This window comes from Labilithrix sp., from assembly GCA_019637155.1.
Taxonomy (GTDB): Bacteria; Myxococcota_A; Polyangia; order Polyangiales; family Polyangiaceae; genus Labilithrix.
Window position 1 is genome coordinate 64,915 of sequence record JAHBWE010000011.1, and the last position, 12,015, is coordinate 76,929.

A 12,015-nucleotide genomic window follows, 5' to 3' on the forward strand; every position below is an offset into this window, starting at 1 on the left:
TAGCGCGAACCTACGTCGACTTGCGCGCGGCCTTCTTCTTGTGGCGTGGGTTGTGGCGCCCGACGAGCTCGAGGTAGTCGGGCATCGGCTCCTCCGCGACGGGGCGGTGGCGCGATCGCGCGAGGTCGGCGTGCTCCGGCAGCTCCTCCACCATCCGCGCGACCTCTTGCGCCGCGGGCGCGGGGGCCTCCTTCACGTAGGCCGGGAGCGCGGCGGCGATCGCGTCGAGCTTCGTGCCGGCGAGGTGACCGCGCTTCGCGACGTCGGCGTAGCTGCGCGCGAGGGCGTCGCCGTCGAAGCGGTGCATCGTGACCATCTCACCGGCGACGCGGAGGAGGCTCTCGGGCGGGAGGCGGCCGTCCTCGTGCAAGACGTATGCGGTCTGCAAGTAATTGTAGAACGGGACCACGCGCGTGCCGAGGACGTGGAAGTCGCGCGGCGCGCTCTGCTGCTCGAGGTGGATGAAGATGCGCTCCACCACCGGCTCCGGCTTCACGAGGCGGACGCAGCGGATCACGTCCTCGATCACGTCCTCGTAGACGCGGCCGCGCTCGCAGACCTGCTGGACGAGCTCCTCGCCGGCGCGACCCGCCATGATGTCGCCGTAGAGCGAGTAGACGAACGCGTCGGCCTCGGCGTCGTCGCCGAAGAGCGACTCCTTCACGCCGGCGAGCTTCTCGCCTTCCACCGTGCGGGCCGAGAGCAGCGCCGGCAGCTTGTAGCCGAGCTGGTCGCGGAGCGCGCGGAAGCGGAGGCGCAGCATGTTCTGGAGGTTCGGCTTCAGCGTGAAGGAGTCCCACTTGATGCCGTCGAGCTTGAGCTTCTCCTCGAGCTTCTTCCGCATCTGCTCGGGGGAGCCGGAGAGGATGTGGATCGAGACGTCGCAGTGGGCGAGCTCGCGCAGGAGCGTCGCGGCGCCGGGGTTGGTGCGCTTCTCGTCGGCGCGCTCGAACGCGGTCCGCACGAGGTCGCGCATCGTCGCGAACTCCGTCCGGAGGTACGTCTTGTCGAGGTCCCAGCGCGAGATGTGAGGCGGGCGCAACGTCCGGCCCAGGATACTACTTCGCCGGCGGCGGCGCCGGGGAGCACGCGGCGAAGGGCCCTTTCGCCGCCGGATCGCAGGGGCCGAGCCCGAGGCTCTTGCACGCGATGCGCTCGAGGCGGCCCACCGCGCAGAACACGATCGCGTCGCCCTCGCACTTCGGGAGCATCTCCTTGTCGCACTCGACGTTGCTCGGGACGTAGCAGCCCGCGCGCGGGCCGGTGCCGGCGCAGCGGAGGCCCTGGCCGACGCAGTCCGTCACCTTCGCCTTGCCGCGCTCGCACTCGACGAGCCGATCGTCCTCGCAGTGACGCACGCCGGTGCAGCGCCGCCGCCCCGGCAGCTCGCAGCTCGCGGTGGGGTCGCCGACCTCGTCGCGCCGCTCCTCGCACGCGGTGCCCGGCTTGCACGTGATCCGCTCGTAGCCGCCGTCGCGGCAGGAGACGACGGCGGAGGGACCGTCGCAGCGGATGTCCGGCGCGCCGGCGGGGCACTTCGAGGGGGCGGAGCAGGCGCGGAGGACGAGGCCGCCGGCGGACTTCACCTCCTTGCACGTCGCGCCCATCGCCGCGCAGTCGAGGACGCTCGCCTCGTGGCCTTCGTCTTCGCCGCAGCTGACGAGCCGATCGCCGTCGCAGCCCGAGACCACGCCCGGGCGCTGCGCGCAGAACGCGGCCGCGCGCGCGTCGCCGCCGCCGTGGAGGCACGTCGTCACCGCATCGCAGCCGGTCGCGGCGTCGAGGCACTTGCGGAGGACCTCGTTGTCCGACGCGATCCACCACTCGACGCAGGCGCCGGGGTCCTTGAAGCGCGTCTCGCGCGTGCAGGCCGAGGCGCGCGCGCACGCGGCGGAGGCCTTCGCGACGAGGGCGGGATCGCTCGGCGCGGGCGGCGGCGGCGCCGGCTTCGGCGGCGGGGCAGGCCCACCGCACGCGGCGACGACGAGGACAGCGAACCCACCGGCGAAGATCCGAGAGACCACCGACCTCCTGTTTACTCGACCTCGCGCCGGCCTGATACGGTTTCGAGCCGATGACGCATCCGTGGCATGACATCCCGTGCGAGGAGCCGATCGACGAGAGCTTCGTCGCCTTCATCGAGATCCCGAAGGGGTCCAAGGTGAAGTACGAGCTCGACAAGGAGACGGGCCTCCTCCGGGTCGACCGCATCCTCTTCAGCGCGGTCCACTACCCGGCGAACTACGGCTTCATCCCGCGGACCTACTGCGACGACGGCGACCCGCTCGACGTGCTCGTCCTGTGTCAGGAGCCGGTCGCGCCGATGAGCATCATGCGCGCCCGCGCGATCGGCGTGATGCAGATGCGCGACGAGAAGGGCCTCGACGACAAGGTCATCGCCGTCCACCTCGACGACCCGGCGTTTGCACCTTACACGCACATCCGCGAGGTGCCGCAGCACACCCTCCACGAGCTGAAGCGCTTCTTCGTCGACTACAAGACGCTCGAGAACAAGAAGGTCGAGGTCGACGAGCTGATGGGCCCCTTCGAGGCCGCGAAGATCATCCGCGCGGGGATCGTGGGGTACAAGGAGCTGATGGAACGAACCCCACGAGCTTCCACGATCGGCGCGTAGACGAACATGGGCCACGATAGTGGGCAATGGCAAGCGGACGAGTGCGGCGTCTCGATGACGTGTTCGTCGGCGAGCACGACGTGGACTTCGCCTTCGCCGGCGCGAGGCTCTGGCTGCTCCAACGGCGGCCGGTGACGGCCTAAACCTCGAGCGCACGAGGCTCGACTCGAACGGCACGTCGAGTCTGAAGGGTGACGTTCGCTCGCTCACGCCTCGGCGGGAAATGTGATTCCGCTCGACGTGGCGAAGGCCGAACGCCGCTACTGCCTCTTGCGCTTCTTCGCTGGCTTGCTCGGGCGGTCGCCCTTGGCGCGGACCTGCGAAGGGAGATCCTTCGGTACCTCGTGAGGCTTCGTCTTCATGAGCCCCTTGTGGATCGCGTCGACGTCGTCTCGAAGCCCGCCCATCACATCGCGCCGGGTGCGCTCGAGGATGCCGCGAATCAGCTCGCCCTTTTCTTCGAGCGCGTCGAAGCGGGCGTCGACCTCCTCCCTCACCTTCGCGATCTGGCCCTGCATCTCCGCGCGGAACTTGCCGATCTCGCCCCGCGTTGCCATCTCGCCCCGCATTGCCGTCATCTCGCCCCGCATTGCCGTCATCTCGCCCCGCATCGCCGTCATCACCTTCAACAGGTCGTCCAGGGTCGCCGCCATGCGGTGCACGGTACCGAGGGGCGCCCAACACGAGCAAGAAAGCGGCACCCTGAAAAACCGAAGGCCGCCGAGTGGAAGCCACGGCGCTCGAAGGAGTTCGTGCGTTGGCTCACGCGTCTAACGATCGAAGCGCGTGGCGTAATAGACGCGGCTGTCGGCGCCGGAGCGGTAGGCGATGTGGGGGCGTGCGTCGTCGTCGACGGTGAGGGCGACGTGGGCGTCGGCGGACTCGCCGAGGACCTCCGGGGCGACGACGTCGCTCAGCCACTTCGTGCCGCCGCCGGGGATGCGTTGCTGGCGGCGGTACTCGAGGTAGGCGCGGTTCGCGGCGGTGGGGCGGACGATGGCGAGGTGGACGAGGCCGTACTTGTCGATCGCCATCGCGGCCGCGTAGCGCGGGTGGTCCTGCTCCGGCGCGGCGATGCCCTGATCGACGATCTCGATCTGCGCGCGGTCCTCGCCCGTCCACGTCGCGAGACGGAGGTCCGCCTTCTGCGGCGGGTCCTGGATCGCCTTGCGATAGAAATAGAGCGCGTAGCGGCGGTTGCCGAACGTCGCGAGGTGCGGGTCGTAGCCGGTGACGCCGTCGGTCGCGGGGTTGTCGACCGTCTTGCGGAAGGTCCACTTCGTCGCCGCGTACGTGTGGTAGCGCGGGGTCGAGACCTGGATCCCGTCGTTGTAGTGGAAGAGGAGGTGGAGCTTCCCCGCCGGATCGACGTGGAGCGCGCTCGCGCCGATGCCGGGGGCTTCGCGCGGGAGGAGGCCGAGGCCCATCTCGGGGACGTCGGCGAGCGGTGTCCACGCGCCGCCGGGCTCGCGCTTCGCGGCGGTGAGCTTCGCCTTCGTCGCGTCGATCGCGACGCGCGCCATCGCGTACGCGGTGCCGTCGGGCGCGACCGCGAAGGAGATGCGGCTGTCGCCCGAGATCGAGTCGCCCACGACCTCCGGCTCCGTGAGCGGCTTCTTTCCGTCCACCAGCGTCGTGGAGCGGAGCTTGCCGACCAGGTCGACGTCGTCGACGTCGTAGGTGAGGACGTGGAGCGTGTCGGGCGCAGTCGCGGCGAGGCGCGAGCGCATGCCGTCGTGGAAGTAAGGCAGCGCCGGGCGCTCGATCACCTCCGGCTTCGTGAAGCCGCTCGTCTTCGGGGTGAAGTGCGCGAGGTGGAACCGGCCCTGCTCCTGCGACTCCTCCGTGTTGTACGAGATGCCGACGCGCCCCGCCGGCGTCACCGCGATCGCGATGCCGGTCGTCAGGATCGTCGACGTCTCCTCGACGAGGCGCACCTCGCGCGGGTTGCACTCGCTCCGCGTCTTCGTCGGCTTGGTCCACTCGTCCTTGTCGCACTCGAAGTCGGCCGGCGGCTCGCCCGCGTCCGGCGGCGTGACGTCGCCGGCGTCGCCGTCGATCGTGTCGTCGTCGTCGTCGTCGTCGGACGTGGCGCCGCCGTCGGGGACGGGCGGCGGCGTGGTCTCGACCGCGCTCTTGAGGCCGGTGCACGCCGAGAGCACCGCCGCTGCGAAGACCAGACGCCGCACGCCTCGAGGCTATCACCCCCGCTTCGCGAGGAGGATGCTAGCGCGAGCGTGGCGCCGATGCCGCGGTCGGGGTCGTTCTCTACAAGCCAAGGTCCGGATCTCGCGCACTTCCGGCGGCACGAGCCGTGCGAGATCGGGGTGGCTGTGCAGGCTCCGCGGTTCACGTCGATCAACTCGCCCTCGTCGGCGCCGCCCAAGCCCAAGCACGAGTCGGGGATCCGGAACGTCGCGACGAGGCTCGAGGTCCTCGTCGTCGACGACGATCCCGAGACGTGCAGCGTCCTCCGCAACGTGGTCGTGCGCTTCGGTCATCGCTGCCGGACCGCGCACGACGGCGGGCGCGCGCTCGAGCTCCTCGCCGAGAAGCCGGCCGACGTCGTCATCAGCGACTGGGAGATGCCGGGGATGACGGGGGCGGAGCTCTGCGCGTGCCTCCGCAACCAGGGCGACGACGAGCCGTACACGTACTTCATCATCATGACCGCGTTCGACTCGCGCGAGCACCTCCTCGCCGGGATGGCCGCGGGCGCCGACGACTACCAGCGCAAGCCGGTGAGCCACGACGAGCTCGAGGCGCGGCTCCTCTCCGCCGCGCGCGTCGTCGACCTGCATCGCCGCCTCGAGACGCGCACGGCCGCGCTCCTCGACGACACGACGCGCCTCTTCGCCGCGTCGCGCACGGACGCGCTCACCGGCGCGGGCAACCGGCTCCGCTTCGACGAGGACGTCGAGACGATGCTCTCGCGCGCGCAGCGCTACGGCCACCCCTGCTCGCTCGCGCTCTGCGATCTCGACTACTTCAAGTCGTTCAACGACACGCTCGGCCACGTCGCGGGCGACGAGGCGCTCCGGCGCGTCACCGAAGCGATGCGCAACAACCTCCGCGCGTCCGACACGCTCTACCGTTACGGGGGCGAGGAGTTCGTGGTCCTGCTCGTCGAGCAGTCGGTCGGCGACGCGGTGCGCGCGATGGAGCGCATGCGCGTCGCGATCGAGCGGCTCGCGATCCCCTCCCCGAAGACGGGAGGCGCGCTCACGCTCAGCATCGGCGTGGCTCAGGTCGAGCCGGCGAGCGACCGCACCCCGGCCGACTGGATCGCGCGCGCCGACGAGTGCCTCTACGAGGCGAAGGGCTTCGGGCGAAACCGTGTCGTCCCGGGGCCGCCGCCCCCTTCTCGCCGCTGAAAGACATGCTCTAATCGGAGGGCGATGTGGCGCGCGTTGCCGGCGACCGGCTCACCGATCCGTGAGGTCCGCATCGAGGGGAGCGGCCGCGACCGCGACCTCGTCATCACGCCGATCAGCGGCGAGCGCCTCCGCCTCGTGGCCTCGGGCGACATCAACGTCGAGACGTCGGGCCGCGTCGTCGTCCGCACGACCCCGGTCGATCTCAAGTCGCTCCGCGTCACCTTCAGCGGCGAGCGCATCGTGCTCGCGCAGGCCGACGTGCTCTTCGACGGCTCCGAGCAGGCCTGGGAGAACCTGTGGCGCCAGGCGCGCATGCGCTCGCGCCCGTGGTGGAACGAGCAAGGCGACGAGCTCGATCTCGAGTGGCCGATGCAGGCCAAGCTCAAGATCGCGGGACCGTAGCTGGGTCAGAGCTCCAGCGTCTCGATCGCGCTCGTCACCATCGCGGTCGCGCCGTCGAAGGCCTCCTTGTCGCCGCCGGCTTCGACGAGGACGACCTTCTTCTTCGTCGCGAAGACGGTGACCCAGTAGCGCTGGGTGCGGCCGTCGCGCTCGACGAGGTAGCGGAGCTGGCGGCCGCCGAGGCCGGCCTTGGTGTGGGCGGGCTCGGACGACTCGAAGGCGTAGCCCTTCTCGCGGAGGCGCACGTCGACGAGGTCGGCCCAGAAGTCGACGTTGCCCTTCACGTCGTTCGACTCGGTGCGCACCGCGAGGACGACGCCCTTCGCGTCGGTCGCGCGGTAGCTGTACGCGTCGTTCGAGCCGAGGGTGGCGAAGCCGTTCGGCGTCTCGAGGCGTCCGCCGTGGCAGGCGGCGAGGAGGGTGAAGGCGAAGGCGGCGGCGATTTTGAGTGTAGAATGCATTTTACTGGTCTTCACTTCTTCAGCGTGAGGAGGGGATCGATGCCGACGTCGCCGACCCACGGCACGGGCACGTCGAGGACACGCGCCTTCGCCTTGGGCGGCGGCGGCGCGACGACGGCGACGGCCGGCTTCGGCTTGGCGGTGAGGGTCACGGTGATGAGCGACAGCGACGTGCGGGTGCGCAGGAACTCGAGCCGGCCTTGGGTCACGTCGATCTCCTTCGCGACGCGCTCGAGCTCCTTCTCGACGGTGAGGACGTCGGGGATCCCGCCGGCGCGGCCGAGCAGCTCCTGCAGCCGCGCGCGGGTGGCGCGGAGGTTCGCGAGGCGGACGTCGAGGTCGTGGAGCTCCTCGGAGACGTCCTCGGCGCCGATCGACTGGCTCGTCACGCCGCCGATCGCGTCGACGTCCTTCATCGTCTGGCGGAACGACGCGGACGGCACCTTGATCTGCACGCTCGTGTCCTTGCGCGCCGCGACGTGCCCGCCCGCGGCTTCGGCGAGGTCGATGATGCGGTCGATCGTCTTCGCGATCGCGTCCTCGTCCGCGAGCATCTTCATGTCCCCGGTGAAGATGATCGAAGGCGCGCGGTCCTTCGGCGGCCCCTTGGCCTTGGCGGCCGCGGCCGCCGCGGGCGTCGGGGCGGCCGCGGCGATCGGGGCCCCGGCCGGGGCCGGGGTCGCCGGGCTTGGAGCCGCGGCGGCGACCTGCGAGGGCGCGGCCGGCGGCGGCCGAGCGTCGGCTCCGCAGGCATTCTGCGCGAGCGTGAGGAGGAGGAAGAAGGACCCGAAGAGCGACCGTCGAACCGTCATGCGCCCGTAACAACGCGCCACGGTCGCCGTCCTTACGCCTCTACGTTCGCGGGATGCTCGGGGGCGGAACCGAACGGCCCGGCCGCAACGACGGCGGGACGTCGTCGTTGGTGGGGCGGAGGTTGCGTGATTGCAGCGACGGCGGGACGCGCTCGTTCAGCTCCGCGGCCGCGTCGACGATCTTCGTCGCCGCGGCGGCGCGGGCGTTCTTCTCCGACAGCGTGGCGTGGTCGACGACGGCGTGGCCTTCGAGGAGATCGAGGTACTCGAGATCGAGCTCGCCGCCGCTCGGCAGGATGAACACGCCGAAGAGGTGGGCCTGGCGGCGGACCTCCTGCACCAGCTGGCGCGGGACGTGGAGGGCCGCGTGCGTGATGAGGTGCACGACCGGGTCGCGCTGGTCGCGCGCGCGGAGGAGCGCGAGCTCGGTCGCGAGCTGCGCGAACACGCGCGCCGGGTTGCGACCGCGCTCGCCCTTGAAGCCGAGGAGGTAGGCGGCGGGGAGCTGCCCCGGGCGCGAGCGCTGCACGTCGTAGAGGCGAGAATCGAAGAAGCGGAGCCACACCTCCTCGCCCGCGAGCTGCAGCTTCTTCCCGAGCGCGATCGAGAGGCCGCGCGCGAAGACCTGGCGGTCGCCGCGCATCGACGCCGACGCGTCGATGAGGAGGTAGTGCAGGCGCCGCGCCTCGTCCGGCGCCTGCTCGCGTGTATAGTACAATATTTCGTTCTCGATCATCCGGCGCGCGAACTCGTGCTCGTCCCAGGCGAGCTCGGTGAGGACGAGCGAGTCGAGGGAGCCCTTGTTGCCGATGCCGGCGTAGCCGTGGATCGCGTGCGTGCCGGTGGCCTGCGAGCGGTGCGTCTCGAGCACGCTCGGCAAGAGCTCGAGCGAGAAGTTCACGATGTCGTTCGCGGCCGGGCTCGAGATCGCGGCGAGCAGGTCGACGTGCGCGAGCGCGCCGGCGGCGGTCGACTCCGGGCCGAGCATGCCGAGGAGGCGGAGCGTGTCGAGGTCGAGCGCGTCGGCGAGGGTGAGGATGTGGAGCCGCGAGCGCGCGAGCGCGTCGAGCATCGCGAGCTCGAAGTTGCGCGGCACCGCGGCGAAGAGGGCGGCGAGCTGGCCGTCGAGGTCGCGCACGAGCTCCGGGTCGAGGGGGAGCGACGCGGGGTAGGGCGCCTTCACGTTCGCGCGCTGGACGAGCGAGCCGAGGACGCGCGCGAGCACGACGACGACGAGGTCGTCGGACAGCCGCATCGTGCGCGCGCGGGCGCTCGCCTCGCTCTGGGCGATCTCGCCGAGGACGCCGCGGTAGGTGGAGAGGAGCTCCGCGGCGCGGGGGACCCGGCTCGTCACCGCGTCGAGCCCCGGCCGCGCCCCGATCTCGAGCTGCTCCTTCGGGGCGGCGTAGAGGAGCCCGAAATCGTGGACGAGGAAGAACGGGAGGTTCAGGCCCAGGCGCGCAAGGTCGCGATACCAGCGGACTGCCCGGACGATCATCATCGGCGTCGCCGCGCGGACGGCCGAAAGAGCCAGCCCCCCGAGCGGCCCGGCGACGACCGGGTCTTTCGCATGTGCAGCCGAGACGGGCATCGCGGACGATGGTACGCTCGGCCCGCGGTGAGGGGAGCATGAAGATCAAAGCATCTTGGCTGGTATCGGCATTCGCGGTCACGGGCCTGCTCGTGGCGGTCGTCAACGGCTGCGGCGACGACGACGACGACGACATCTCGTCGCGCGTCGCGAGCAAGGGGGAGGCCTGCGAGTCGACGCGCGACTGCGCGCCGGGCCTGGCCTGCGTGCCCAACGCGACGACGACGAGCGGCGGCGGCGGCAGCCTCTCGCTCGGCGGCATCTGCGTCGTCGGCGTCTTCAACGTGGCGCCCACCGGCAAGGAGTGCGTCATCACCGAGTGCGCGACGGCGGCCGATTGCTGCGCGCAGCTCTCGCCGACGTGCGAGGCGTTCAAGCGCTCCTGCGACTCCGCGATCGACGCGGGATTCCCGGAGTCCAGCAGCTGCACGCAGTTCATCGAGACCTGCCAGTGCGACGAGACCACGCGCGCGTGCGAGAACGATCGCTGCGTGACGAAGTGCACCGACGACGACTTCTGCCAGCGCACGAACCCGTCGCGCCCCAAGTGCGTCGGCGGCAAGTGCGGCCAGTGCACGAGCGACACCGAGTGCAAGGCGATCAACGACAAGTACGCGTGCGTGAACTCGGTCTGCGAGCCGCCCTGCCAGACCGACGGCGACTGCCCCGGGTTCGAGCGCTGCGTCGCGGGGAAGTGCATCGCCGGCGGCTGCCAGAACGATCGCGAGTGCATCTACTCGACCCGCAACGTCGAGGCGAAGTGCGGGACCGACGCCAAGTGCACGATCCCGTGCCAGACCGACCTCGAGTGCGGCAACCCGCGGGGCTACAATTTCTTCTCGTGCATCGGCAACCAGTGCGTCCACACCGGCTGCAGCTCGGACAAGGACTGCGCGTTCTTCTTCGGCCTCACGAGCACCGGCGGCGGCACGACGTCGTCGGGCGCCCTACCCGGCCGCGGCCTCAACGAGCACGTCTACTGCCGCGAAAAAGACACCCCCGGCGCCACCGTAGGCAACCCCCAGCGCTAAGCCGCCCGCCCGGCCCCCAGCGCTAAGCCGCCGGACGGGCGCGCCCCCTCTCGGGGTCCGGGGCGCCGGAGCGCGCCCCGCGCGCGGAGGGCCCCGGCGGGAGAGCTCGAGAGGGCAGAGCCCTCTCGAACAAGAAAGGGCCCCGGCGGGAGAGCTCGAGAGGGCAGAGCCCTCTCGAACAAGAAAGACTAGAAACGACTGGCCCGATGGATCGCTGCGTCCGTCGTGGTGGTCCAGAACACGTAGCTCGAGGTCGACGCGGCGCCGTTGAACTGGTTGCCGCTGCGGAAGGTCGTGCCCGTGCCGAGGGACACGAGGAAGATGCCGTTCAGGCCGGCGGCGATCCACGAGGTGCTGCTGTTCTGGTCCTGCGCGAGAGAAGAGAGCGTGCCGGTGGTCACCGTCGACTCGGTGACGGTCGCGCCCGCGGTCTTGCTCGTCGTCGTGAAGACGCCGTCGCCGAGCTCGCTCCACGCGAAGCCGAGGGAGCTCGATCGCACGTTCGTCATCGACGTGCGGCCGGTGATGATCGGCGTCGGGCTGGCGGCGCCGCCGTCCGGGTCGGTGAGCGGGAGCGACGCGATCCCCGTGCTCGACGCGCCCGCCCCGGTGTCGATCCAGATCGGGCCGAGCGCGCTCTCGACCATGATCTCGTTGCCGCCCGGGAGGTTCGAGCCGTAAAGGACGGTGGGCGCCGCGTAGACCGTGCCGACGGAGAGCCAGCGCACGATGCTCGTCGCCGTGCGGCAGTAGACGTTGCTCGACGTGTCGATCGCGAAGCCGCGGCACTGGCCGATCGTGCCGAGGTCGCCGACGAGGACGGGCTGCGTCGGGGTCGTCGCGCGGATCGCGTAGACGTTGTTGCCGTCCGTGTAGACGACGCCGCGAGGATGCACGCGGAAGCTCCCCAGCGTCGTGACGGTCGCGACCTTCAGCGCCGTCGCCGGGCCGATCGCGCTGTTGGGGCTCGCGCCGTACGCGATGACGCTGCTCGCGCCGAGGCTGTACGCCCAGTAGAGGCCGTTGTTCGACGTGATGCCGAGGCCGCGCGCGTTCGTCGCGGTCAGGTCCGGCGCCTCGTAGAAGACCTCGTCCGCGCCCGCGTCGAACCCCGCGTCGAAGGTCGGGAGCTCCGCTTCGAACGTCGCCGTCACCTTGTACGCGAGCGGCACGCGCCGGAACGCCCCGCAGTTGGCCTCCTGCCCGGGCGGTGACGTGCCGTCGGTCTCGCCGAACGGGAGCGTGATCTGGGGATCGCTCGTGCTCACCGCCGGCACCGTCGCCAGCCGCGTGACCGGGTTGCAGCCCTCCGGTCCGCGCCCGCGCGCGCCGAGGTTCGTGGGCTCGAACGACCAACCGAGGAACTTCACGCCCGCGGTCGGCGTGGCGTTGAGCTGGATGCCGCCCGTCGCGCCGTCCGCCGCGTTGTCGGGGAAGACGTACTTCGCGAAGCAGGCGCCGGTCGGGCAGTCGATGCCGCGCGTCCCGCTGTGGACGCGGCCGCGGCCGACGACGGTGACGGTCACCTCCGCGCCCCAGGTGCCACCCGGGTCCAGGTTCACGCGTGCGCCGCTCGGGGCGTCATCGTCGCCGCACCCGATGTACGCGAGCGCCGCGACGGGCGCGAGCGCCAGGGTCGCGGCATAAGGAAGGCGCCGCACGAAGCGGCGGTCGGATCGATCGGTCATGCGCCCCACCTCCGGAAT

Annotated in this window: 12 protein-coding genes; 4 read left to right on the forward strand and 8 right to left on the reverse strand. The window is 70.9% G+C overall.

Annotated elements, in window-relative coordinates:
• Positions 1-10: 10 nt before the first annotated feature.
• Both KF837_23570 and KF837_23575 read right to left on the reverse strand, forming a co-directional pair.
• Complete coding sequence (locus KF837_23570) at positions 11-1,042, reverse strand: hypothetical protein (GenBank protein ID MBX3230322.1); 1,032 nt, start codon at positions 1,040-1,042, stop codon at positions 11-13.
• Positions 1,043-1,058: 16 nt separating this feature from the next.
• Positions 1,059-2,024 carry a hypothetical protein gene (locus KF837_23575; protein ID MBX3230323.1) on the reverse strand — a complete coding sequence of 322 codons (966 nt, stop codon included), beginning with the start codon at positions 2,022-2,024 and terminating at the stop codon, positions 1,059-1,061.
• Positions 2,025-2,074: 50 nt separating this feature from the next.
• Between KF837_23575 and KF837_23580 the strand changes: the two genes are divergently transcribed.
• Positions 2,075-2,635: an inorganic diphosphatase gene (locus KF837_23580; GenBank protein MBX3230324.1), complete on the forward strand. Its 561-nt coding sequence runs from the start codon at positions 2,075-2,077 to the stop codon at positions 2,633-2,635.
• A gap of 260 nt (positions 2,636-2,895) precedes the next feature.
• On the opposite strand, the gene KF837_23585 is transcribed toward KF837_23580, so the two are convergent.
• Together KF837_23585 and KF837_23590 are read right to left on the reverse strand one after the other, a co-directional pair.
• A complete protein-coding gene (locus KF837_23585) occupies positions 2,896-3,297 on the reverse strand; it encodes a hypothetical protein (protein ID MBX3230325.1) in 402 nt (133 codons plus the stop codon).
• A gap of 108 nt (positions 3,298-3,405) precedes the next feature.
• Positions 3,406-4,824 (reverse strand): hypothetical protein, encoded by a 1,419-nt coding sequence (locus tag KF837_23590; protein MBX3230326.1) that lies wholly within the window; start codon positions 4,822-4,824, stop codon positions 3,406-3,408.
• 144 nt (positions 4,825-4,968) lie between these two features.
• Between KF837_23590 and KF837_23595 the strand changes: the two genes are divergently transcribed.
• Together KF837_23595 and KF837_23600 are read left to right on the forward strand one after the other, a co-directional pair.
• Positions 4,969-6,009, forward strand: a complete 1,041-nt coding sequence (locus KF837_23595; protein MBX3230327.1) for a diguanylate cyclase — start codon at positions 4,969-4,971, stop codon at positions 6,007-6,009.
• A 24-nt stretch (positions 6,010-6,033) separates the two neighbouring features.
• A complete protein-coding gene (locus KF837_23600; GenBank protein ID MBX3230328.1) occupies positions 6,034-6,414 on the forward strand; it encodes a hypothetical protein in 381 nt (126 codons plus the stop codon).
• A 5-nt stretch (positions 6,415-6,419) separates the two neighbouring features.
• On the opposite strand, the gene KF837_23605 is transcribed toward KF837_23600, so the two are convergent.
• Genes KF837_23605 through KF837_23615 form a run of 3 tightly spaced genes read right to left on the reverse strand, consistent with a single transcriptional unit; the run spans position 6,420 to position 9,188 of the window.
• Positions 6,420-6,890, reverse strand: coding sequence for a hypothetical protein (locus KF837_23605; GenBank protein ID MBX3230329.1), 471 nt, complete (start codon positions 6,888-6,890; stop codon positions 6,420-6,422).
• Positions 6,887-7,687 carry a DUF4349 domain-containing protein gene (locus KF837_23610; GenBank protein MBX3230330.1) on the reverse strand — a complete coding sequence of 267 codons (801 nt, stop codon included), beginning with the start codon at positions 7,685-7,687 and terminating at the stop codon, positions 6,887-6,889. The genes KF837_23605 and KF837_23610 overlap by 4 nt, the downstream gene beginning before the upstream one ends.
• 40 nt (positions 7,688-7,727) lie before the next feature.
• Positions 7,728-9,188 (reverse strand): hypothetical protein, encoded by a 1,461-nt coding sequence (locus KF837_23615; protein ID MBX3230331.1) that lies wholly within the window; start codon positions 9,186-9,188, stop codon positions 7,728-7,730.
• 128 nt (positions 9,189-9,316) lie between these two features.
• Between KF837_23615 and KF837_23620 the strand changes: the two genes are divergently transcribed.
• Positions 9,317-10,309, forward strand: a complete 993-nt coding sequence (locus tag KF837_23620) for a hypothetical protein (GenBank protein ID MBX3230332.1) — start codon at positions 9,317-9,319, stop codon at positions 10,307-10,309.
• 188 nt (positions 10,310-10,497) lie between these two features.
• Here KF837_23620 and KF837_23625 read toward each other — a convergent pair whose 3' ends face one another.
• Entirely contained in the window at positions 10,498-11,997 is a 1,500-nt protein-coding gene (locus KF837_23625) for a hypothetical protein (GenBank protein ID MBX3230333.1), read from the reverse strand.
• Positions 11,998-12,015 lie beyond the last annotated feature (18 nt).

Bases quoted from the DNA above. Each gene is read 5' to 3' on its own strand.
- KF837_23580 (MBX3230324.1), top strand. From the start codon at position 2,075: ATGACGCATCCGTGGCATGACATCCCGTGCGAGGAGCCGATCGACGAG.
- KF837_23600 (MBX3230328.1), top strand. From the start codon at position 6,034: ATGTGGCGCGCGTTGCCGGCGACCGGCTCACCGATCCGTGAGGTCCGC.
- KF837_23610 (MBX3230330.1), bottom strand. From the start codon at position 7,687: ATGACGGTTCGACGGTCGCTCTTCGGGTCCTTCTTCCTCCTCCTCACG.
- KF837_23615 (MBX3230331.1), bottom strand. From the start codon at position 9,188: ATGATGATCGTCCGGGCAGTCCGCTGGTATCGCGACCTTGCGCGCCTG.
- KF837_23620 (MBX3230332.1), top strand. From the start codon at position 9,317: ATGAAGATCAAAGCATCTTGGCTGGTATCGGCATTCGCGGTCACGGGC.
- KF837_23625 (MBX3230333.1), bottom strand. From the start codon at position 11,997: ATGACCGATCGATCCGACCGCCGCTTCGTGCGGCGCCTTCCTTATGCC.